23 protein-coding genes are annotated in these 21,717 nt (G+C 45.3%); 22 read left to right on the top strand and 1 reads right to left on the bottom strand.

Going from position 1 to position 21,717, the window contains the following annotated elements; all coding sequences use genetic code 11:
* The first annotated feature begins 90 nt into the window (after positions 1–90).
* The 7 genes from AC1WMD_RS06535 to AC1WMD_RS06505 all read left to right on the top strand — a co-directional run bounded on the left by AC1WMD_RS06535 (position 91) and on the right by AC1WMD_RS06505 (position 4,784).
* Positions 91–552 (top strand): hypothetical protein, encoded by a 462-nt coding sequence (locus AC1WMD_RS06535; protein WP_043904857.1) that lies wholly within the window; start codon positions 91–93, stop codon positions 550–552.
* The gene (locus AC1WMD_RS06530; protein ID WP_043904856.1) at positions 549–878 is read left to right on the top strand and encodes a hypothetical protein; all 330 of its coding nucleotides are present in this window, start codon (positions 549–551) and stop codon (positions 876–878) included. The genes AC1WMD_RS06535 and AC1WMD_RS06530 overlap by 4 nt, the downstream gene beginning before the upstream one ends.
* A 2-nt stretch (positions 879–880) precedes the next feature.
* Positions 881–2,158 (top strand): glutathionylspermidine synthase family protein, encoded by a 1,278-nt coding sequence (locus AC1WMD_RS06525; protein WP_494256396.1) that lies wholly within the window; start codon positions 881–883, stop codon positions 2,156–2,158.
* Positions 2,159–2,163: 5 nt separating this feature from the next.
* On the top strand, positions 2,164–2,562 hold the full coding sequence (locus tag AC1WMD_RS06520; protein WP_043904854.1) for a DUF350 domain-containing protein: 399 nt from the start codon (positions 2,164–2,166) through the stop codon (positions 2,560–2,562).
* Positions 2,563–2,703: 141 nt separating this feature from the next.
* The gene (locus AC1WMD_RS06515) at positions 2,704–3,441 is read left to right on the top strand and encodes a nucleotidyltransferase domain-containing protein (RefSeq protein WP_494256395.1); all 738 of its coding nucleotides are present in this window, start codon (positions 2,704–2,706) and stop codon (positions 3,439–3,441) included.
* A 146-nt stretch (positions 3,442–3,587) separates the two neighbouring features.
* Entirely contained in the window at positions 3,588–4,049 is a 462-nt protein-coding gene (locus AC1WMD_RS06510) for a GNAT family N-acetyltransferase (RefSeq protein ID WP_494256394.1), read from the top strand.
* A gap of 69 nt (positions 4,050–4,118) precedes the next feature.
* Positions 4,119–4,784, top strand: a complete 666-nt coding sequence (locus tag AC1WMD_RS06505) for an HAD family hydrolase (RefSeq protein ID WP_494256393.1) — start codon at positions 4,119–4,121, stop codon at positions 4,782–4,784.
* 208 nt (positions 4,785–4,992) lie between these two features.
* Here AC1WMD_RS06505 and AC1WMD_RS06500 read toward each other — a convergent pair whose 3' ends face one another.
* Entirely contained in the window at positions 4,993–6,417 is a 1,425-nt protein-coding gene (locus AC1WMD_RS06500) for an amino acid permease (protein ID WP_494256392.1), read from the bottom strand.
* A 264-nt stretch (positions 6,418–6,681) separates the two neighbouring features.
* Here AC1WMD_RS06500 and AC1WMD_RS06495 point away from each other — a divergent pair, with 264 nt between their 5' ends.
* The 15 genes from AC1WMD_RS06495 (at position 6,682) to AC1WMD_RS06425 (ending at position 21,488) form a co-directional block, all read left to right on the top strand.
* Positions 6,682–8,331: a copper resistance protein CopC gene (locus AC1WMD_RS06495; RefSeq protein ID WP_494256391.1), complete on the top strand. Its 1,650-nt coding sequence runs from the start codon at positions 6,682–6,684 to the stop codon at positions 8,329–8,331.
* Between the two features lie 22 nt (positions 8,332–8,353).
* Complete coding sequence (locus tag AC1WMD_RS06490) at positions 8,354–9,010, top strand: YcnI family copper-binding membrane protein (protein ID WP_494256389.1); 657 nt, start codon at positions 8,354–8,356, stop codon at positions 9,008–9,010.
* Positions 9,011–9,074: 64 nt separating this feature from the next.
* On the top strand, positions 9,075–9,842 hold the full coding sequence (locus AC1WMD_RS06485; RefSeq protein WP_494256388.1) for an NAD-dependent protein deacylase: 768 nt from the start codon (positions 9,075–9,077) through the stop codon (positions 9,840–9,842).
* Between the two features lie 221 nt (positions 9,843–10,063).
* A complete protein-coding gene (locus tag AC1WMD_RS06480; RefSeq protein WP_043904846.1) occupies positions 10,064–11,242 on the top strand; it encodes an acyl-CoA dehydrogenase family protein in 1,179 nt (392 codons plus the stop codon).
* Positions 11,243–11,280: 38 nt separating this feature from the next.
* Positions 11,281–12,045, top strand: coding sequence for a beta-ketoacyl-ACP reductase (locus AC1WMD_RS06475; RefSeq protein ID WP_494256386.1), 765 nt, complete (start codon positions 11,281–11,283; stop codon positions 12,043–12,045).
* Positions 12,046–12,066: 21 nt separating this feature from the next.
* The gene (locus AC1WMD_RS06470) at positions 12,067–12,516 is read left to right on the top strand and encodes a MaoC family dehydratase N-terminal domain-containing protein (RefSeq protein ID WP_494256385.1); all 450 of its coding nucleotides are present in this window, start codon (positions 12,067–12,069) and stop codon (positions 12,514–12,516) included.
* Positions 12,513–12,914 carry a MaoC family dehydratase gene (locus tag AC1WMD_RS06465; RefSeq protein WP_494256383.1) on the top strand — a complete coding sequence of 134 codons (402 nt, stop codon included), beginning with the start codon at positions 12,513–12,515 and terminating at the stop codon, positions 12,912–12,914. The genes AC1WMD_RS06470 and AC1WMD_RS06465 overlap by 4 nt, the downstream gene beginning before the upstream one ends.
* Before the next feature lie 79 nt (positions 12,915–12,993).
* The gene (locus tag AC1WMD_RS06460) at positions 12,994–14,163 is read left to right on the top strand and encodes a thiolase family protein (protein ID WP_494256382.1); all 1,170 of its coding nucleotides are present in this window, start codon (positions 12,994–12,996) and stop codon (positions 14,161–14,163) included.
* Positions 14,164–14,185: 22 nt separating this feature from the next.
* A complete protein-coding gene (locus AC1WMD_RS06455; RefSeq protein WP_494256381.1) occupies positions 14,186–14,770 on the top strand; it encodes a TetR/AcrR family transcriptional regulator in 585 nt (194 codons plus the stop codon).
* 142 nt (positions 14,771–14,912) lie between these two features.
* Complete coding sequence (locus AC1WMD_RS06450; RefSeq protein WP_043904840.1) at positions 14,913–15,776, top strand: branched-chain amino acid ABC transporter permease; 864 nt, start codon at positions 14,913–14,915, stop codon at positions 15,774–15,776.
* On the top strand, positions 15,776–16,816 hold the full coding sequence (locus AC1WMD_RS06445) for a branched-chain amino acid ABC transporter permease (protein WP_494256681.1): 1,041 nt from the start codon (positions 15,776–15,778) through the stop codon (positions 16,814–16,816). Before AC1WMD_RS06450 ends, AC1WMD_RS06445 begins: the two co-directional genes overlap by 1 nt.
* Before the next feature lie 2 nt (positions 16,817–16,818).
* Complete coding sequence (locus AC1WMD_RS06440; protein WP_043904838.1) at positions 16,819–17,583, top strand: ABC transporter ATP-binding protein; 765 nt, start codon at positions 16,819–16,821, stop codon at positions 17,581–17,583.
* Positions 17,576–18,283 carry an ABC transporter ATP-binding protein gene (locus tag AC1WMD_RS06435; RefSeq protein WP_043904837.1) on the top strand — a complete coding sequence of 236 codons (708 nt, stop codon included), beginning with the start codon at positions 17,576–17,578 and terminating at the stop codon, positions 18,281–18,283. The genes AC1WMD_RS06440 and AC1WMD_RS06435 overlap by 8 nt, the downstream gene beginning before the upstream one ends.
* 83 nt (positions 18,284–18,366) lie before the next feature.
* Positions 18,367–19,575 carry an ABC transporter substrate-binding protein gene (locus AC1WMD_RS06430; RefSeq protein WP_494256379.1) on the top strand — a complete coding sequence of 403 codons (1,209 nt, stop codon included), beginning with the start codon at positions 18,367–18,369 and terminating at the stop codon, positions 19,573–19,575.
* Positions 19,576–20,285: 710 nt separating this feature from the next.
* The gene (locus AC1WMD_RS06425; protein ID WP_043904835.1) at positions 20,286–21,488 is read left to right on the top strand and encodes a DNA polymerase IV; all 1,203 of its coding nucleotides are present in this window, start codon (positions 20,286–20,288) and stop codon (positions 21,486–21,488) included.
* Positions 21,489–21,717 lie beyond the last annotated feature (229 nt).

Genomic DNA, 21,717 nt, shown 5'->3' with positions numbered 1-21,717 from the left:
TGGAAAATAACCGTTCATTGAAGAATGAAACCAATTTCCCGTGATATCCGTACTAGTAGTTGCATCAGATTTGGAAAGGCGGGAAATGTAGTGAATCGATTGGAGTATCGGCTATGGCTTGGCGAGGAAAACTATCGACTGCTTTATTTTTATGAATCCATTGACTTGCCGCAAATTATTACCCGGCGCGAATGCGAGTTTTTTGTGAAAGAAGGAGTGACGTATCGGCAAGTTTCTTCCGCGCTCGAACACGATACGTTTGTCATTTATGTCGAAGAATGGGAGCGGGGCCGGCAAGAGACAGAAGTAGTAAGCAGCGGTTTGCGGCTCGAAGTCCGCGAACTTGATGAGGAAAACGGACATCCTATAATAACGGTGGTCGAGCTTCCTTCCCATCTCGATGTGATGGCGTATATAGGGAGTTCATTTACGTATTTTCACGGGAAAGAATGGCTTCGCGACAGTGCGGAAATTGATGAGGACCGAAAAGTGTATGTTCTTTATGTAACTGCAACAGGACTTGTTATGGAAGAAGGAGAGGCTAATCGATGAATAACACGAAGAAGATGATGATTGGCGTGCTGTCGACGTTGATGGTCGCTTCACTTACTGCCTGCAGCGATGAGAGTTTGCCACCGAAACCGAAGGATCGGGATTGTGACGATTGGGAGTGGGATTCATCAACGGGGACGTATGTTTGTGACGACGATGACAGTTCTTATTATCGACATTATTATTATGGAGGCCATTATTATTCGTCGAAACGCAAGCTGCAACGTTCTGCGGCGTATAAAAGCTATCAACAGAGCGCGGAATTTAAGGCACGGGCGAAATCCGGAATCGGTTCGGGAACGAAAGGCAGCTTTTTTGGAGGGTAACGATGTATTCGATTGAACAACACCGCCAGCGGCGCGCCCAGTTTTACGGGGCAATCCCTGATTTTTGGGCCGACTTATACGGCGCGGAATATGCTTTGTTGGATTACTATACGTTAACGACTCGGGAAATCGAGCAAATACGAACGGCCACGAACCGCATCGGCTATTTGTTTCGGAAAACCGCAGGCCTGTTGCGGCAGCTGCCCGATGAGACGCTTCGATTGTTAGGATTTCATCCAGATACGCTTCCGTTTTTGCGCATTTCCGTGCTTCCGGCGGAAACCGTGATTGCTCGCGCTGACCTCGCATATGCCGGCGGAACGTTTAAGCTGATCGAATTGAACGCGGATACACCGACATTTATTCGCGAAACATTTGATATCAATGAACGGGTGGCTTCCTTTTTCCATTTACTTTCGCCAAACAAAGGAGAAGCGCGTTATGTCTCCGAAGCGGTTCGGCATGCGATTTGGCAGTCATACCGTTTCTTGCATCGCCATGGAGAGCCGTATGTCGTGTTTACTTCCCATGAAGATCATATGGAAGACCGTGAGACGGTTCGGTATTTGCAGCGAATAAGCGGAATGGAGGCTGCCTATGTGCCGCTTCATGAGCTTCACGTTGTTGCCGAGGATGTTTCGCTGCGTTGCGGCGGTGTGTTGCGGCGCGGATTGTATGATGCGGAAGGAAGACGAATCGATGTGCTATATCGGCAAACGTATCCACTTGAACATTTAGTCGAAGACCGCGCAGCGGATGGAACGAAAGTAGGAGTACAGCTGCTGGAACTGTGGAAGGAGCGGGAAGTCGCCCTCATCAATCCGCCAACGGCGTTTTTGCTGCAGTCCAAAGCGGTGCAGGCGCTTATTTGGGCACTGTACGAGGAAGGGAATCCGTTTTTTACAGAAGAGGAGCGCCAATGGATTTCCGAACATTTTCTTCCGACTTATTTAGACGAAGATTATTTTCTTGACCAGCAAATGATGTATGTGCAAAAACCAGCGTTCGGGCGCGAAGGCGACACAGTCGTAATCAAAAACGGTAAAGGCGAACCGATCGTTGCCGATATCCAGCAAACATATAAAGACGAAACTCCTGTTTATCAACAATATGTTCCGTTACCCGAAACCGTTGTCAAAACGGTAAACGGATATGAAACGGTGAAACTATTGCATACATGTTTTTTAATCAACGGAAAAGCGGTTGGAATCGGCCTGCGTGCGGGAGGAATGATTACGAACAACTTGTCCTATTATTTACCTGTCATGATGAAAGGATGAAGAAAATGACGTATGTGATGAATTTTCTGCTTTACACCGTGTTAGGGCTTGTGCTGATGGGAGTTGGTATCGGCTTATTCAGCTTAACGACGAAATTTTCCGAGCGTGAACTCATTCGCCAAGGCAATATGGCGGTAGCGCTGAAATTGTGGGGAAAAGCGTTAGGATTAGCGATTGTCATTTATGCCGCCTGGAGCAATAGCGTCAGCTTGCTTGATGCTGTCGTGTGGGGCGTGATTGGGATTATCACGCAAATTCTCGTTTATTTCGCGTTGGAGTACATTTTCACGCCAAAGACCAATTTAGCCAAAAAAGTCGAGGAAGGCAATCTCGCCGTCGGTTTCAGTCTATTTGCCATTTCCATTATTGTCGGCTTGATTGTCGCAGGAAGCATGTCATATTGAAGTGAGCCCGTTACGTTTTGTTTTGGGCTCTTTTTTGATATAAATTTTTATCTTAATTTTTTTATTTGTAGAAAAATTTATACTCTATACTTATATTGTTGTGTAAAATATGAACTAACAGTTATACTGGAGGCCATTGAAATGGAAAGAATAAAACGATTACCGCCGCTTGAGGCAGCGAAACAATTTGTGGAGCACAATTTTCCAGATTGTCATGGCGCGTTGCTAAGCGGCAGTGTGGTTCGCGGTGAAGCGACGACGACATCTGATCTTGATATCGTCATTTTTGATGACAAGCTTCCCGCTTCTTTTCGGGAGTCGCTTATTGCGTTTGGATGGCCAATTGAAGTATTTGCGCATAATTTGACTTCCTACAAAGCGTTTTTTGAAAGCGACCGAAAAAGGGCGAGACCAAGTTTGCCAAAAATGGTGTCAGAAGGAATCGTGTTGGTTGACCGAGGATGCATCGCTGCGATCAAAGAAGAAGCAAACGAATTGTTGCGAAAAGGTCCGGAACCATGGTCCGAGGAAACGCTTGTCTTGAAGCGATATTTCATTACGGATGCCCTCGACGATTTTATCGGGGCAACCGATAGGGCGGAAGAGCTATGGATCGCCAATGCGTTGGCTGACATCATCCATGAGTTTGTGCTGCGGACAAACGGCCGCTGGATTGGCGCGTCCAAATGGGTTGTTCGCGCGTTACGGCAATATGATGAAGAGTTTGCCGCTGATTTTGTTGATGCGTTTGATACGTTTTATAAAAATGGGGAAAAGGAAAAAATTATCGTGCTTGTCGATCGTGTATTGGCACCATATGGCGGAAGATTGTTCGATGGATTTTCCATTGGAAAAATGAGAGGAAGCATTCATAAGTAGCGACGGGATTATGAACGAGAGATGACAAGGAGTAGAGTGTTCAAAATCGATGCTAGGAAGAGTGGGTATCTCTAATTCATCTTAAAAAGTTATGTATATTAGAGACGATATGCGTTTCTTTTTAATCTAAACGAGGAGGGAACGGGATGAAAATCATCCAAACTACTAATGCAGACATAATTGCAAAATTAAATCGACCTGTCCATGATTTGCATGTTCAATGGTATCCGCAGTATTTCAAAGAGTACGATTATGAAGCGGTGAAAGTATTTTTTGAAAGCATTATAAATAAAGACAACTTTATCTTTCTTCTTTTGGAGGATAATGAAGAAGCCATTGGCTATGCTTGGATAGAGATAAGAAAATACCCAGAAACTCCTTTTCGAAAGGCGTATAAATCTATATACGTTCATCAAATCAGTATCGTAGAAACAGAAAGAAAAAAAGGATATGGTTCAAAGTTAATGGAAGAAATTTACCGTATTGCCAGCCATAATAAAATCGATTTAGTCGAATTAAATTATTGGACGGAAAACGAAGCAGCAAAAGATTTTTATCGAAAGCATGGATTTTCTACCTATAGAGAAATCGTTTATAAAAGGCTATAGCTTCCCGATAATCATTCTGGAAAAACGGTGTCACTTTCAATTCAAAATAATTTGGAAAGGAAAACAAGGATGGTGAAGGCAGTCATCTTTGATTTGGATGGCACTTTATTAAATCGCGACGCTTCCATACAAAAGTTTATCGAATACCAGTATGAGCGCTTGCAGCAATGGTTAAGCCATATTCCCAAAGAATCGTATATCGCTAGATTCATTGAACTAGACAATCAAGGATATGTTTGGAAAGATACCGTCTATCAACAAATGGTCCAAGAATTCGAGATTATTGGCATCACGTGGGAAGATTTGCTGGAAGATTATATGAACCATTTCCACAAAAGCTGTGTCCCGTTTCCTCATCTTGTCTGGATGATGGAAGAGTTGAAGCAAAAGTCGTTAAAATTAGGAATCATCACAAACGGAAAAGGAGCCTTTCAAATGCATTCGATAAAGGCGCTAGGCATTGAAGGCTATTTTGACACGATTCTTATTTCGGAATGGGAAGGAATTAGCAAACCAGATCCCCGACTATTTCAAAGAGCGCTTGACAATCTGAAAGTATTAGCCAATGAAAGCGTGTTTGTCGGCGACCACCCAAGCAACGACATTCAAGCGGCACGGAATGTAGGAATGAAAACCATTTGGAAAAAAGATGCGGCATACGAATCAGCGGAAGCCGATTTTGTCATAGAAGATTTAAGAGAAATTCCAGAAATCATCGAAATGCTTCAGCAATAATAAATAAATGAATACAGTCCGTTTGGTAGGAAGTAACGTTATTTGTTCGAGAAAATTTGTATTGCTGATTGTCCTATTCTTTGAAACTATATTTATAGAGAAGCGAATCCTGAGTGGAAAAAGTGAGATGCGATGTATAGTCCGCGAATAAGATAGCGTGAGGGTAAAAAATAAAAGCAAAAGGGACCAGCGATTTTCGTTGGTCCCTTTATGCGCCTTTTACTTCTGTCTGTTTATAATCATCGGCTGGTTTTTGTTTCATAAGCAGCGGATATAAGATTAATCCTGTCACAAATAGACCGATGCCTAAGAAAAATGTATACCAATCGGCTGTTCCCGTTTTGATGACCCAAAGCGAGTATACTAGCGCCGCCAATGTAATGATGCCGTCACGCATGCGAATTGGCTTCACATTTTTATACGTTTCTCCTGTAATAATTAATTTTAGCTGGTATAAAGCCGAGACGAGATACGGAACTAAGTAGGCAAGCGTCGCAACGACAATGGCAAAATTGTACGCTTCGTTCACCGTTCCCGATACGGTCGAAAATAGAAAAATTTGTGTCATGAAGTTCGTGACGAACAAAGAGCGAGTCGGGCTGCCGCTTTTGTTTGTTTTGGCAAAGAAAGCAGGGAATAATCCTTCTCTTGCTGCTTGATACGGAACTTCCGAACTAACGACAATCCAGCCGATCGTCGAGCCGAACAACGAAATGAGCGCCAAGATGGCCATGATGTACGCTCCGCTGCTTCCGATAACAGCATATAGCGCGTCTACGAGCGGTTTTTGCGACTGTTTTAACTCCTCCTGTGAAAGTGCTCCCATTGTCAATAACGTAATTCCGATATAAATGAGAACAGAAATGACAAGCCCAAGCAATGTCGCTTTTTTCACGTCTTTTGGCGATTTGGCGCGGTTTGACAGCATGACGGCCGATTCGATGCCGATAAATGCCCATAGCATCGTAATCGCCGCTCCGTTGATTTGGCTTGGCACGGATACCGCTTGTCCTTTTTCGTCCATGAACGCAAATCCGCTGCCTAAGTTCGCGGCGTTAAATACCCAAACGGTGGCGACAATATAAAGAAGGAACCCAATCACTTTCGCTCCTGTCGCCAAAATGTTAATGTTCCCACCGCGTTGAAAATCGCGAGCGAGAATCCAGTGAATTCCCCACAATACCGTTGTGCATACCATAAAGGTGAGCGCTTTTCCCATTTCCAATTGAAACGTTCCCATCGTAAATAGTACGTGCTCGCTTTGCATTACCGGGAAAAACGTGCTTAAATAGCCGGCAAACGAAATGATGACGGACGCAGTGGCCGCCCAGTTCGCCGCCCAATATCCCCACGCCATGCTGTAGCCTGCGATGTTTCCCGCTTTTGGCGAGGAAAACATCGCTTGCGCGTAGCTTTGCGGTCCCGCTTTTAGCTCGGGTTTTCTTGTTACTAGACTTCCAAATACGAGTGCAATCATCCAGACGCCCAATCCGGTTGCGAGCCAGGCGAGCGCTGCCCCCATTGGACTTGCCACTTGCGCTAGGCTTGCCGGAATCATAAATATACCACCGCCGACCATGTTTCCAACGACAAAGGCAGTTAAAATCCATAGTCCCCATTTTTTTGCAGCCATTGTATGTCCTCCTACTATGTCTTTTGTGAGTGATGGTTGCTTTCGTTCTTTTCTCATCATATCGTATTATTTTAGTTTGGTAAAGTGATAATATAATAAAGAAATAAAGTTGATCAATTGTGAATAATAGTTAATTTCTGTCAATGATATGGGAATTTTCTCGTTTTGTTCATTGTCTCCTCAAACTTCTTTCACATCCCTTTGCTATACTGGCCATACAGTGCGGTCATGAGATATAAGTGCAGACCAGAGAGGGGGAATGATTTGTCATATTGGCAAAAGGCGTTGCGGTGGGGATGGATCATTATTTTTTGTTTAGCCGTGTCAGCAGCGCTTCCTGCCCGATCGTTGGCCCACGCTTACATTGTCGCAGCGACGCCGGCGGCAAATGAAAAGTTGATGGAAACTCCGAAAACCATTCGCATTGAATTCAATGAAAACATTCAATCAACTTTTTATACGCTTACACTTGTCAATCAAAGTGGACGCGAGATCCGCTTGCATAGTGTTCGCATCGATGCAACAAATCCACATGTGCTGGAAGGGAATGTACCGAATCGTTTGGCCAACGGAACATATGTCGTAAAATGGAAAGTTGTCTCTAGCGACGGCCATCCTGTTGAAGGGACGATTCCATTTCAAATCGGCCGAAGCAGCGATAACGGCACATTATCCGATTCGGAAAGAAACAGTTATTTTCCTAAATTGGATATGATTATCATTCGCGGACTTTTTTACATAGGGGTATCGCTATTTTTAGGTTTGCTTTCGTTTAAATTGTTTATATATCTTCCATTGGATGCATGGCGGTTTTCGATCTGGGATAAGGTGCTGTATTGGGTGGCGTATAGTCTAACGGCGCTGGCCACGCTGTTGAGTTTGCCGTTGCAAATTACCGTGGAGGCAAATGTGTCGTGGTTTCAGGCGCTAGAGGGCGCGCTTGTGAAAAAGATGCTGCTTCATACGGTTTTTGGGGCCATATGGATGATTCAATGTGTGCTCTTATTTTTATTATTTGTTGTTGGTTATGCGACAATGTTTAGGAAAAAGGAGCACCATTCGAAACGATGGGCGATCGTCTCATTCGCACTTGGGACTAGCATTCTTTTCGCTAAAGCGTGGACGGGCCACGCGGCTGCTTCGTCTCATCCGCTTGTTGCTCGTGTGATGGATTTTCTTCATCTTTTTAGCGCTTCCGTTTGGGTTGGATGCTTAGTGATCATCGCAGCGATTTTGCCTTTTGATATACCGGGAGCCGAGAAAAGCAAATATTGGGAAGCGGTTCGCCGCTTTTCACGTTGGGCAACTGGATTGGTCGCCATTCTAATGATGACAGGCATTTACGCTGCTTTACAACAAATTCCAACGTTTGACGCACTGTTTCAAACGATATATGGTAAAGTGCTTCTTGGTAAAGTACTCGTTCTTGTCGTTATGCTCATGTTGGCGGCGATGAACTGGATTTCGGGGCACAAGCAGAAAAACGTATTGGGAGCAGCCGTATGGTCTGAATTTGGCCTCGGCATCAGCGCGATGCTGCTTGCCGCTATGTTGACGAATTTGCCGCCCGCAACGGCTTCGCCGGGACCTTTTACGCAAACGAAGGAAGCTGGGAGCTATCAAGTGACACTGCATATTACCCCTAATGTATTAGGGACGAATCAATTTCAAATAAAGATCGAAAACGAGAAGGGAAGAGCTGTTCAAGATATTGAACAAGTAACGGTTACGTTGACGTCAAAAGAAATGGATATGGGAGAAACGACGTTTCAAGCATTCAAAGTTGCTTCCGGTGTTTATCAGACAAAGGAAACGATTAGTATGGCCGGACGGTGGAACGTTCATGTGCATATCCTGACAACGTCGTTGCAAAGCGTGGACGCCACTTTTGCCTGTTATGTAGGAAGCCAATAAACAAATTAGGAGGAGATTCAACGTGAAAAAAGTGTGGTCACAAACATCCAAAGTACTTGTTTTGATGGTGGCAACCTTTTTATTATGCACAGGAATCGCCAGCGCTCACGTAACGGTGAAACCGAACATCTCTGCACCTGGCGCCTGGGAAACGTATACGGTTAAAGTTCCAGTCGAAAAAGATGTTCCGACGACGAAAGTGACTTTAAAAGTTCCGGACGGCATGGAATTGGTATCTTATCAACCGAAGGGAGGCTGGAAAGTGACGCTGGAAAAAGACGCGTCCGGAAAGGTAAAAACCGTAACATGGACAGCGGAAGGGGAAGGGCTGTTGCCAGGACAATTTCAACAGTTTTTCTTTATTGCGAAAAACCCAAATAAGGAAGGAAAGGTTGCCTGGGATGCCTACCAATATTATAAAGACGGCTCCATTGTCGAATGGACGGGAACGGAAAACTCACAAACACCTCATTCTATAACGGAAATCAGCCAGGCGGCTGCGGCACAAAGCGGCCACGATACGCACAGCGACGGCAAACAGGCGGAGCAGCATCAAGCTCAGCCAGAAAATAAAACCAACAGCGAGCAAAACGAAAATGGATTATCGATCGCTACCTTAGTGATTGCCGTTATTGCTCTTATCATTTCGATCGTTGCTTTCCTGAAAAAAAGAGCATAAAATGAACTTAGAAAAGTCCCCTGTATTTTTTTGGGGACTTTTTTGTTGAAGGAGGGGAGAAAGCATGGATGTCATGAAAGAACTCGCACAACGAATCGCTCGCGCCGATGCAATCGCGGTTTTAACCGGTGCGGGAATGAGCACGGAATCGGGAATTCCTGATTTCCGCAGCGAAAATGGGATCTACGCGCAAGAAGAAAATGTCGAATATTATTTGTCCGAATACTACTTTGAAAAAGATCCTATTGATTTTTGGCATCGTTTTAAACGGATGTTTTCGTTAAAACTAATGGGCAATTTTGCGCCGAACGACGGCCATCGGTTCCTCCGCCAATTAGAAGAGATGGGAAAAAAGGTGATCATTTTGACGCAAAATATCGATGGGCTGCATAAAAAGGCAGGGAGCACCAATGTCATCGAATTGCATGGCACCTTGCAGACGGCAACGTGTCCGGAATGCGGCGAAAAGTATGATTTGGCGTTTATCAACCGCCATGATATTCCGCGGTGCGAGCGGAAAACAGCAAATGGAAATAAGTGCAATGAAATTTTAAAACCGGATGTGGTGCTGTTTGGCGGATTGGTGCCAAGAATCGAGGAAGCATTCGCCGCGGCGGCAGCAAGCGATTTGCTGATCGCCATGGGCACGAGCCTAGAAGTAACCCCGGTCAACCAAATTCCCTTTTACGTAGCTGTCCAGTCTCCCGGTACATATAAAGTGATCATTAATAAAACACGGACAAGAATGGATGATGTATTTGATCTTGTCATTCATGGCGGAATTGGAGAAACAGTGGCAAAAGTGTATTCACATATGACAGGTGCACGCTGAATGATCGGCGGTCGCACCTGTTTTTCTATATTTTTTCTAGCCTGAATGGGAAGGAGAGCGAAAAAAATGGTTTCTATATAAATAAAATCAAAAAATATTGTATTTTTCAAAACTTTAGAATATAATAAGGTTAACATACCAACCGGTTGGTATAATTTGTGGGGTTCTGCACTGTTTTAATGATGAAACATGGTTTATAGAGGGAAATGGAGGAGACATACATGTATTTGCGTCTTAATGATGAGCAACGGATGGTGCAAAAGGCTATTCGCAAATTCGTCGAAAAAGAATTAATGCCGTTAGAAAACGAAGTATTGCGAAACGAACGGGAAGGAAAACCGGGGCTGTCTGAGGAGAAGTTGAAAGAATTGCAACTAAAAGCGAAAGAAGCGGGTTTTTGGGGGATTAATACTCCGGAAGAATACGGCGGTGCCAATCTCGGACACGTCATGCAGGCGATTGTGACGATGGAAGTGTCAAAGACGTTTGTTCCATTCCGGTTTGGCGGATCGGCGGATAATATTCTCTATTACGCGAATGAAGAACAAAAGAAAAAATATTTGATTCCGACCATTAACGGCGAGAAAAAATCATGTTTTGCCATAACGGAGCCAAGCGCGGGATCGGACACCAGAAACATTAAAATGACGGCGGTCAAAGACGGAAACGAATGGGTGTTAAACGGGGAAAAAATATTTATCACCGGCGGAAACGAAGCCGATTTTGTGATGGTCATTGCCATTACCGACAAAGAACGTCATCAAGCAACAAACGGGCGGGAAGGAGTGACTTGCTTTATCGTCGACCGGGAGATGGGCTGGCGTTCTGAACCGATACATACGATGGGACCGTCGACCCCTGCCAGCTTGATCTTTGAAAATGTGCGCGTTCCGGAAGAAAACATTTTAGGGGAACTGCACGGCGGCTATAAACTCGGGCTGGAGTGGATCGGATATGCCCGCTGGATTGTCGGCGCCCGCGCGGTCGGAGCGGCGGAACGGCTGCTGCAAATGGCGATTGACTATGCGAAAGAGCGTGTGACGTTTGGCAAGCCGATTGCGGAAAGACAAGCGATTCAATGGATGATCGCCGATTCGGCCGTTGAAATTGAAGCGGCGAAATGGCTCGTGCTAAACGCAGCGTTTACGCTCGACCAAGGCGAAGACAACCGCCATTTAGCATCGATGGCCAAATTGTTTGGTGCCAACATGGGCAACCGCGTCGTCGACCGCGTCATGCAAATTCACGGCGGTATGGGCTATACGAAAGAAATGCCGATCGAGCTCTGGTACCGTGAGGCTAGACTTTGGCGTATTTATGACGGCACCGATGAAATTCAGCGCATGATTATCGCGAGAAACTTGCTTAAAGGGCATGTCAAATTGGGGCAATTTCTATAAAATTTGAAAGCGTTATTGAATAGAGGGAGGAAGCAAGCATGAGTCAAAGATTTACAGGAAGAGTCGCATTCGTTACAGGAGGAAGCCGCGGAATTGGCAAGGCGATCGTTACGCGTTTTGCCGAAGAAGGAGCGAAAGTGGCGTTCATTGACTTAAATGAAGAAGCGCTGCACGCCACTGCGAGCGAATTGCGCGAAAAAGGCTATGAAGTATATGCAAAAGTCGCGAGCGTTACCGATCGCGAACAAGTAGAAACGACGGTGAAAGAAATTGTTGACCAATTTGGCTCGATCGATATTCTTGTCAATAACGCCGGAGTCATTCGCGATAACTTGTTGTTTAAAATGACAGATGAGGACTGGCAAACGGTAATGGATGTTCACCTCAAAGGGGCGTTTTACTGCGCGCGCGCCGTTCAAAAATACATGGTAGAAAAGGGGTACGGCCGCATTATTAATGTTTCTTCCACTTCTGCGCTTGGTAACCGCGGACAAGCGAACTATGCGGCGGCGAAAGCAGGTATTCAAGGCTTTACGAAAACGCTGGCGATCGAGCTGGGCAAGTTTGGCATCACCACGAATGCGGTTGCTCCTGGTTTTATTGAAACCGATATGACAAAAGCAACGGCGGAAAGATTAGGAATTTCGTTTGAACAATTAATTCAGGCTAGCGTCGCAAACATCCCGGTCGGACGAAGCGGCAAGCCGGAAGATGTGGCGCAGGCGGTGGCGTTCTTCGCCGATGAAAAATCTTCCTTTATTAACGGCCAAGTGCTATACGTAGCCGGAGGTCCGAAATGTTAACGGAATAGGAGGAAACGACGTATGTTTGCCGAACATATCGGAAAATGTTCCAACAAAGTAAAAAACGTCGTCGAACGGGGAGCGGTGAAAAAGTTTGCCGAAGCGATCGGCGATCCGCATCCGATTTACTGGGATGAGGAAACGGGGAAAAAATCACGCTACCAAAGAAACATTGCGCCTCCGACATTTCCAAGGGTGTTTGACTACGGCGTGATTGAAGGGCTTAAACTTCCAAGCAAAGGACTGATTCACGGCGAACAGCGGTTTCATTACGAAAGACCGTTGTTTGTTGGGGAAGAGCTGTATTGCTACGCAAAAGTGGAAGATTACTATGAGAAGAAAAGCAGCATGGGCGAGCTTGGATTTTTAGTCATCACGAATTACGGGGAAGACCTGTCCGGAAACGTGATTTTTACGTCGACATCGACAATTATTATTACGGAAGCAGTGAGAAAGGCGATGGTCGTATGACGAAAATCAGCGAATTAAAAGTAGGAGAGTCGTTGCCAGAAGTCAAGCTTCCGCCGGTCTCCCGCCTCGATCTCATTAAATATGCCGGCGCTTCCGGCGATTACAATCCGATTCACACGATTGACGAAGAGGCGAAGAAAGCGGGGCTGCCGGGCATTATCGCCCATGGAATGTGGACGATGGGCAATCTTGCTAAACTGTTTACCCCTTATCATGAAGAAGGATTTGTGCAAGACTACTCCGTTCGCTTTAAATCCATGGTGTTTTTAAATGACGTCGTCACGTTAAAAGCGACGGTGACAGAAAAAGAGGACCGCGCATTGCGCTTTGATGTGGCGGCCGTCAATCAAGATGGAAAAGAAGTCGTAAAGGGAGAAGTCGTGTTTTCTATCTATTAATTAGCTGCAACATCCGTCCCGGTAACAGCAAAACTCTTTTGTTGCCGGGATTTTTATAAAAACGATGGGAGTGACATACATGAAGCGAGATGCGGTCATTGTTTCCGCCGTCCGCACGGCGATTGCCAGACAAGGCGGAGCATTAGCGACCGTGCCGGCGCATATTTTTGGTGCAGAAGTCATAAAAGAAGCGATGCGACGGGCTAACATCGGCCCGGAAATGGTCGACGACGTCATTATGGGCAATGTGTTAAGCGGCGGCGGGAATATCGCGCGGCTTACCGCCTTGCAAACGGGGCTGTCGCTTGAGCTCACCGGTCTTACCGTGGACAGACAATGCGGCTCCGGCATTAACGCGGTAAACCTGGCGGCACAGGCGATCCGCGCGGGAGATGGCGATGTGTATATCGCCGGAGGAGTGGAAAGCATGAGCCGTGCCCCGTACTTAATGGACCGCCCGGAAAAACCGTACAGCTCGACGCCGCCGAGTTTCCGCAAGTCGCAGCTGTCGCCAAAAGAAATCGGCGACCCGCCAATGGGAATCACAGCGGAAAACCTTGTTAAAAAATACGGGATCAGCAGAGAGGAACAGGACGAATTCGCCCTAAGAAGCCAGCAAAAAATGGCGCAGGCGATGCAGGAAGGGCGTTTTAAAGAGCAAATCGTCCCGATTACCGTTCCTGTTAAAAAAGGAGAGCCGATCGTCTTTGATACGGATGAACATCCGCGGCCAAATACGACGATGGAAGCATTGGCTAAACTGCCGCCAGCGTTTTTAGAAGGTGGAACAGTGACAGCCGGGAACAGCTCGGGGTTAAATGACGGCGCATCGGCATTAGTCATTATGTCGAGAGAAAAAGCCGAAGAACTGGGGCTGACGCCATTAGCGGTTATTCGCGCCTATGCGGTTGCCGGGGTCGATCCGAATATTATGGGAATCGGTCCGGTACCGGCGACAAGAAAAGTGTTGAAAAAAGCCGGGCTGACGTTAGATGATATGGATTTGATCGAAATCAATGAAGCGTTTGCCGCCCAGGTGATTGCCTGTGACCGCGAATTAAACATGAATCCGGAAAAAGTGAATGTAAATGGCGGCGCGATCGCCCATGGCCATCCGCTCGGTGCAACCGGTGCGATCTTAATCACGAAAGCGGTGTATGAGTTGCAGCGTTCAGGCGGAAGATACGCGCTCATTACGGCGTGCATCGGCGGCGGGCAAGGCATCGCCACGATTATTGAACGAGAATAAATCATTGGAGAGAGTTAGCATCATGAAAGAAAAAATTATCGAAACAAGTATCGAACTATTCGACCGCAAAGGATTTAAAGAAACATCGGTGCAAGAAATTGTTGAAGCCATGGGAGTAACGAAAGGAGCATTCTATTACTATTACAAAAGCAAAGAAGAGCTGCTAAAAGATATATGCATCTCCTATATGGAAGATCTTTTAGAGCAGCAACAACGCATTTTGCAAGATGCGGAGAAAAACTGTACGGAAAAACTGTACGAAATCGTCTATATGCTCATTCGCAATATTAAAGCAAGGCGGAAAAGCGCACGCATTTTCTTTCGCGAAATGCGGCATTTGCATGAAGATCATTTGCAAGAAATTAAAGCAAAGCGGCGGGCGTTCCGGGAACATTACCAGCAGTTGATCGAAGCGGGAATCGCTTACGGCGAATTTAAGCCAACGCTGACTCCGGATATGATTACATTTGGCATTTTAGGAATTACAAACTGGAGCTATTACTGGTTTCAGCCGGATGGAGAAATATCGGAAGAAGCGCTGGCAGACATTTACGTCGATTTGATTTTAAACGGAATCAAAAATCGCGAATTGTTGAAGGAACAATAAAGGAAAGAGAAGCCGCCCATTCTCTTTCCATCTATCAATCTCCTTAAAAGTGATGTATCGGTAAAAATTTGATTCAAATGTATAATCATGCGAAATGATAAATACATTTCAAATAAATAAGCTAAACCAAGGGGGGAAATGGATGGAATTATTGATCCAACAATTGTTAAATGGGCTGACTGTTGGAAGCGTTTACAGTTTGGTCGCCTTAGGATTAACGCTTGTTTACGGAATTTTACATATTCCGAATTTTGCCCATGGCGCGCTTTATATGATGGGCGGTTATGTGACGTTAACGATGATGAATCAGGCGGGGCTTCCGTATTGGCTAGCCATTATCATTTCCATGATTGTCATCGGATTGCTTGGCGTACTAATGGAACGGCTTGTCTTTTATCCACTTCGTGACGCTCCACCCCTTCATGATAAAATCGCAGCAATCGGCATCCTCTTATTTTTGGAAGCGTTCGCCCAGTTTGTTTGGGGAGCAGACTACCAAACAATGGCCACTCCTTATGGAAACGTTGTCAATGTACTTGGTCTCACCTTAACAATGCAGCGAGTCCTCATTATTGTTTCCACGATTGTCATCATGATTTTGCTCTATTTCTTCCTAAAAAAGACGTTTATCGGCGCCTCGATTATCGCGATGTCGCAAAACCGCGAAGGGGCGAATTTAGTCGGCATTAACACGAACAAAGTCGCGATGATGACGTTTATGATTTCCGGAAGCCTCGCGGCGCTGGCCGCCTCCTTGGCGTCTCCGATTAACCTTGTCTTTCCGGGCATGGGCCATCTCGTCATTTTAAAAGCGTTTGTCATTATTATTCTTGGCGGAATGGGCAGCATTCCTGGCGCGATTATCGGTGGGTATATTTTAGGATTTAGCGAAAGTTTAGGTGCAACTTATATTTCCAATGATTATAAAGACATTATCGCCTTTGTCATACTTGTCATTATTTTAACAGTGAAACCGACTGGACTATTTGCCAAGGAGGGACAATGATGACGGCGGTGCTAAAACAGAAGAAATGGCTCATACTGGCGATTGCGTTTGCGCTTTCCTTTCCTTTCTTGATTCCGAACAACTATTATTTACACATGATGACGATCTCGTTTATTTGGATGATCGCCGTTTACGGATTAAACTTGTTTGCCGGCTATACGGGCTATTTATCGCTTGCCCATGCGGGATTTTTTGCGATCGGTGCTTATACGCTCGCGATTTTAACCGTCAAAGCAGGATTGCATTTTTGGCTGGCGTTTGTCTTATCCTGCCTTATTTCCTGCTTGGCCGGCTTGCTTGTCGGTTTAGTCGCATTGCGCACAAAGGAACACTTTTTCGCCATTTATACGCTATGCGTCGGGTATATTATTTACCTTGTCATCGATAAATGGGACAACCTGACGGGAGGGGTGCGCGGATTCATCGGCATTCCTGCTCCGGCAAACATCGGTCCACTTTCATTCCAGACTCCTGTGTCGCAATACTATTTAGTGCTGTTTTTCTTGCTTCTCGTCGTTTTCGTCATGCACCGCATCATCTACTCGCTGACGGGAAGAACGTATATTGCGATTCGCAACAGCGAGGATCTGGCGCTCGCGATCGGGATTTCCACAATGAAAAATAAATTAACATCATTCGTCTTATCGGTCTTTTTCACTTCCTTGGCAGGAGCGCTGTACGCTTCCTTTATCCGCTTTCTTGGACCGGATATCAGCTATATTTCCGTGATGTTTGATTTGCTTACGTATTTGCTTGTCGGCGGCATCGGAACGATGGCCGGACCGGTCGTCGGTACGTTGTTGATTACGTTTCTATCTCAGCAACTGCAATTTTTGCAAGACTATCGGATGCTGATCTTTGGCCCGGTGTTGACACTCCTCGTCATCTTTTATCCGCAAGGCATTGTCGGAGGAGTAATCCGCTGGAGGGCAAAACAAGCAGAAAAAAGCAGCAATCGACAAGCACAGACTGTGCGTACTGCTAATCACTTTGTCGCTGCCCGTCATTCCGGAAACGAAAAACAAGTCAAGGAGGGGTGAACATGTTGCTGGAAATCCAGAAGTTGACGAAACGGTTCGGCGGGTTGGTAGCTGTCAATGATGTGAGCTTTTCCGTCGAAAAAGGGAAAGTAAATGCAATTATCGGGCCGAACGGAGCGGGAAAATCGACATTTTTCAATCTGATCAGCGGGTTTTATAAGCCGACATCCGGACAGATCATTTTTAAAGGGCAGGATATTACTCGCCTCCCGGCCAATCAGCGGGCTAAACTAGGGATTGCCCGCACGTTTCAAACGACCCAATTGTTTGAACAATCTACCGTATTTGATAACGTCATGATCGGCCATCGGCTGAGAACTTCTTCTAACTTATTCGACGCCGTTTTCCGGACGAAACGGTTAAAAAGAGAAGAAGCCGAATGCAAGGAAAAAGCAATGGAAGTATTGGAGTTTGTCGGTTTAACCGATGTCGCCGATAAAATAGTCGCCAACATTTCGCAAGAGCAGAAAAAACGCGCCGCTTTTGCGCTCGCGCTTGCGACGGAACCAGAGATTGTCCTTCTCGATGAACCGGCGGCAGGCGTCAATCCGGATGAAACAGAAGGATTGGAACAACTGATTGTCAAGATGGTGAATCACGGAATTACCGTATGTCTCATTGAACATAAAATGTCGATGATCATGAAAATCGCCCATAAAATTATGGTGTTGAATTATGGGGAAAAAATCGCTGAAGGAACGCCAGAGGAAATTCAAAACAACGAAACCGTCATTAAAGCATACTTAGGAGGGAGCGCGATTGCTTGAGTTAAGGAACGTATCCGTCCAGTACGGCAGCTTTACCGCCGTCAAAAATGTAAACATTACCGTCGAGCCGGGCGAAATCGTTGTTCTATTAGGCTCAAACGGGGCGGGAAAGAGCACAGTTTTCCGCACCATTAGCGGACTAAACAAACTTTCCCAAGGCGAAATTGTTTTTCAAGGGGAGCGGATCGATCATCTTACCCCGGACCGCATCGTACAATTAGGGATCGTCCAATGTGCCGAAGGAAGAAAATTGTTTCCGCGCATGACAGTTTATGAAAATTTATTGATGGGTGCCTACATTTACCGAAAAGAGAAGGAAAAAATCAAGCAGTCGCTGCAACATGTGTATGAACTGTTTCCGATTTTACAAGAAAAGCGCAACGATCCAGCTGGGTCGCTAAGCGGCGGCCAGCAGCAAATGTTGGCGATCGGCAGGGCGTTAATGTCGCACCCAAAGCTGCTGCTTTTAGATGAGCCATCGATTGGGCTGGCACCGCTTATTGTCGAACAAATGTTTCAAACGATCAAGCAAATCAATCAAGAAGGAACGACGGTTTTATTAGCTGAACAAAACGCTCATGCGGCGCTTAGCATTGCCCATAAAGGCTATGTATTTGAAAACGGAACGATTGTGGTAGAAGGAACGGCGGAACAGCTATTTGCTAATGATGATGTCCGCAAGGCCTATATCGGCACATGAAAAGGAGGTGATGGATCACCATCCTGTTAATAGTCTGAATATTTTTAATAATATTTTATTCATTGCAAAATAGGGGGGATACGATGAAGAATATGAAATGGTTTCTAACCACAATTATTATGTTGGTAATGGTATTTTCATTAGCAGCGTGCAACAGCTCCACAACGGGGAATACATCAAGCGGGGGCAATAATGAGACAAACGGAAGCGGCGATGGCAACATCGTCAACATCGGATACAGCGGTCCGTTAAGCGGTCCTGCCGCTTATTACGGGAAACGGACGTTAAACGGGTTGAAAATGGCGGCCGAGGAAATTAACAATAGCGGCGGTTTTGAAGTGAATGGAAAAAAATATAAATTAAATATCGTTGCTCTTGATGATAAATATTTACCGAACGAAACGGCATCGAATGCAAAACGCCTTGTCCAAGAGAATCACACGCCGATCGTGTTTACTCCGCACAGCGGCGGAGTCATGGCCTTACAAGTATTTAACGAAACCGACAAGTTTATTATCGGCGCTTATACGAGCGAACCGAAAATTACGCAAACAGGGAATTCGCTGACGGTAAGAATACCGCCGCGCTATGACAGCTATGTGGCACCGTTTACCGAATACGCGATGAAGCGCTTCGGCAAAAAAATTGCCGCGCTGCCAACTGCTTCGCAATACGGAAAAGACTGGACGGAAACGTTGCTTCCATATTGGGAAAAGCAAGGCGGAAAAGTTGTTTATAAAACGTCGATCGACTTTTCCAAAGATACGGACTTCTTTACGATTGTTACCAATGCGTTAAAAGAAAAACCGGATGTTTTATTTATCGGCGGCCCGTCGGAACCGACGGCAAAAGTGGCGAAACAAGCAAGGGAGCTTGGATTTAAAGGCGGCTTTATCATTATGGATCAAGCGAAGCTAGACGAAATGAAAAAAGTAACGGGATCTTACGATGTACTTGAAGGATCCATTGGTGTCATGCCATTAGTGGAATCAGACGGTCCAGGAGTGCCGTCATTTGTGAAAAACTACCGCGCCAAGTTCAATGAAGACCCAGGATCGGAAGCTGGTTTTAACTATTTGGCGCTGTATGCATTTGTCGAAGCGATGAAAGCAGCAGGCTCGGTAGATGACCCTGTTGCCATCCGCAAACATATGCAAGAAGGCCTTGAACATATTCCAAAGGACAAACAAGTATATGTTGTTGAAAAAATTGGAGATGACGGCGGATTTGAATCGAAACAAAGCATCGCGGCCATAGAAGACGGCAAGATTGTGCCGATAAAACTGAAATAAGAAGGCACTAAAAATAAAAAGTGGAGATGGAAGTTGCCATCTCCATTTTATTATTTGACCCTCTCTGCCCAATGCATAATGCGTCACTGGTTTCGGTTCAATCCTCCTCATCATCCCGATAAGGGGATTCGGAACGGGCATACCAAGCATGCTGGCAAATGCGGTTTAACAAAATAAGCGACAAAGGCAGTCTTTTATCGTTCATTTTTGAACTGTAAGAGGCTGTCTTATGGAATAAAATTAATTTATTTAAACTATATTCTAAATAATCAATCAAACTCAAAAAAGACAACAATCAACAAGATAAATGAGAAGAAATAGTTTTCCCTATGCGAGAAGACTCCTACTTCTCATTGGGGCTGGGTATAAACGATAAAAGCGGGAGAGGAATCGCCATGTCGCAGAAAAAAGAACATATGTGCTATAATTGAATTACTTATACAGGTTGCTTTGTGAAAACGAAAGAGGTGGAGGGAAGGAAAGAGACTGTTACGTAAAACCTTCCACCATCATACGGCCACGCTGACTGAAAAGCAAGACTTGCGCAGTACGTCAGCGTGTCGAGCCCTAACGTACATGGAACTCGCATTCAGGGCTGGAACGGTCCATAGAGTTTGGTCAACTTCTCTTTGTTAGAAGGGATTACTCAAGAATCCTTTACTTCTAAACGAAGTGAAAGTGGGATTAGTTCAAAAAAGGAGAAAAATGATATGGAAACAACGTACCAAAAACGAAGTCGCGTAATTTTCCATGTCGACTGCAATTCGTTTTTCGCCAGCTGTGAAATCGCGCGCGATCCTTCGTTAAAGGAAAAGGCTGTTGTGGTTGCTGGTGATCCGAAAGAAAGAAAAGGGATTGTATTAGCGGCAAATTACATCGCGAAACAACGTTTCGGCATCTATACAACGATGCCGTTATGGGAGGCAAGAAAAAAATGCCCGTCCCTTGTCGTGTTAAAACCGGACTTCTCTTTATACCGCGAAACAAGTGACAAAGTGTTTCAGTTTTTGCGTCGTATTTCCCCGCTACTAGAACGTGCTTCCATTGACGAAGGATATTTGGATGTTACCGAATACGATTCGCTCGGCTCGCCGTTGGAAATTGCCAAACACATTCAGCGCGGACTGTTGCAAACTTTGCATATTCCTGTAAGTATCGGCATCGCGCCAAATAAATTTTTGGCGAAAATGGCCAGTGAAATGAAAAAACCGTTAGGGATCACCGTTTTGCGCAAACGGGATGTCCCGCATATGCTGTGGCCGTTGCCTGTTGAAGCGATGCACGGTGTCGGCGATAAAACAGCGAAAAAATTAAATACTATTGGCATTTTTACGATTGGAGAATTAGCAAAGGCGGAAAAGGAGGCACTTCATCAGCTTCTTGGCATCAACGGCATCCGCTTAAAGGAACGAGCCAATGGCATCGATCATCGTCCGGTTGACCCTGAAGCGGGCGAGAGATGGAAATCCATCGGAAATTCTACGACGCTTTCTTATAACGTAACAGAAGAGCGAATTCTTCTTGACGTGCTCCGTGAGTTGGCACAATCGGTCAGTGAACGGATGAAGCGAAAACGAGTTGTGTCTTCCACCGTCCAACTTATGATTCGCTACAGTAATTTCGAAACGATCACCCGCAGCAAAACGTGGGAAAATCCGTTTCAGGAAGCGGAGGAAATTTTTCAGTATGCGGCGTATTTATTAAAGAAACATTGGAACGGTAATCCAGTGAGGCTTTTAGGAATTACCGCGCTGGATGTCTTTGATAAAAAAGAAGCCATGAAACAATTAGATTTGTTTCATTATGAAGAAGATGCCAAAAAGGAAGCGCTATGGCAGACGATGGAGCAGCTGCGGCAAAAATTCGGCGAGGATATTATTCAAAGGGGAGTTAATCTTTTTAAACAAGACTAGGGGTCGATTATCGTTGGTTTTATGGTGTATGCCTTCTACGCAGCAAGAGAAAGAAAAAAGTCTATCAAACTACAGCGACATATATTGATCGGCTCCACCGTGATGACGGTTTGTTTGGCAGTGTTGGCGTTAATCATTGAGTGGATCACCAGCTCAATGCCGTAAACTTGAGTCCCTTTATCGAAATGAGCCGATGCGTTTCTTGATGTTTTTCCGACAATAATAGTAA

This window comes from Parageobacillus sp. NEAU-HV-2, assembly GCF_059115485.1.
This window is presented reverse-complemented; position numbering and strand designations above follow the sequence as displayed.

Bases quoted from the DNA above. Each gene is read 5' to 3' on its own strand.
- AC1WMD_RS06530 (WP_043904856.1), top strand. From the start codon at position 549: ATGAATAACACGAAGAAGATGATGATTGGCGTGCTGTCGACGTTGATG.
- AC1WMD_RS06525 (WP_494256396.1), top strand. From the start codon at position 881: ATGTATTCGATTGAACAACACCGCCAGCGGCGCGCCCAGTTTTACGGG.
- AC1WMD_RS06520 (WP_043904854.1), top strand. From the start codon at position 2,164: ATGACGTATGTGATGAATTTTCTGCTTTACACCGTGTTAGGGCTTGTG.
- AC1WMD_RS06515 (WP_494256395.1), top strand. From the start codon at position 2,704: ATGGAAAGAATAAAACGATTACCGCCGCTTGAGGCAGCGAAACAATTT.
- AC1WMD_RS06510 (WP_494256394.1), top strand. From the start codon at position 3,588: ATGAAAATCATCCAAACTACTAATGCAGACATAATTGCAAAATTAAAT.
- AC1WMD_RS06505 (WP_494256393.1), top strand. From the start codon at position 4,119: ATGGTGAAGGCAGTCATCTTTGATTTGGATGGCACTTTATTAAATCGC.
- AC1WMD_RS06500 (WP_494256392.1), bottom strand. From the start codon at position 6,417: ATGGCTGCAAAAAAATGGGGACTATGGATTTTAACTGCCTTTGTCGTT.
- AC1WMD_RS06485 (WP_494256388.1), top strand. From the start codon at position 9,075: ATGGATGTCATGAAAGAACTCGCACAACGAATCGCTCGCGCCGATGCA.
- AC1WMD_RS06480 (WP_043904846.1), top strand. From the start codon at position 10,064: ATGTATTTGCGTCTTAATGATGAGCAACGGATGGTGCAAAAGGCTATT.
- AC1WMD_RS06475 (WP_494256386.1), top strand. From the start codon at position 11,281: ATGAGTCAAAGATTTACAGGAAGAGTCGCATTCGTTACAGGAGGAAGC.
- AC1WMD_RS06470 (WP_494256385.1), top strand. From the start codon at position 12,067: ATGTTTGCCGAACATATCGGAAAATGTTCCAACAAAGTAAAAAACGTC.
- AC1WMD_RS06465 (WP_494256383.1), top strand. From the start codon at position 12,513: ATGACGAAAATCAGCGAATTAAAAGTAGGAGAGTCGTTGCCAGAAGTC.
- AC1WMD_RS06460 (WP_494256382.1), top strand. From the start codon at position 12,994: ATGAAGCGAGATGCGGTCATTGTTTCCGCCGTCCGCACGGCGATTGCC.
- AC1WMD_RS06455 (WP_494256381.1), top strand. From the start codon at position 14,186: ATGAAAGAAAAAATTATCGAAACAAGTATCGAACTATTCGACCGCAAA.
- AC1WMD_RS06450 (WP_043904840.1), top strand. From the start codon at position 14,913: ATGGAATTATTGATCCAACAATTGTTAAATGGGCTGACTGTTGGAAGC.
- AC1WMD_RS06445 (WP_494256681.1), top strand. From the start codon at position 15,776: ATGACGGCGGTGCTAAAACAGAAGAAATGGCTCATACTGGCGATTGCG.
- AC1WMD_RS06440 (WP_043904838.1), top strand. From the start codon at position 16,819: ATGTTGCTGGAAATCCAGAAGTTGACGAAACGGTTCGGCGGGTTGGTA.
- AC1WMD_RS06430 (WP_494256379.1), top strand. From the start codon at position 18,367: ATGAAGAATATGAAATGGTTTCTAACCACAATTATTATGTTGGTAATG.
- AC1WMD_RS06425 (WP_043904835.1), top strand. From the start codon at position 20,286: ATGGAAACAACGTACCAAAAACGAAGTCGCGTAATTTTCCATGTCGAC.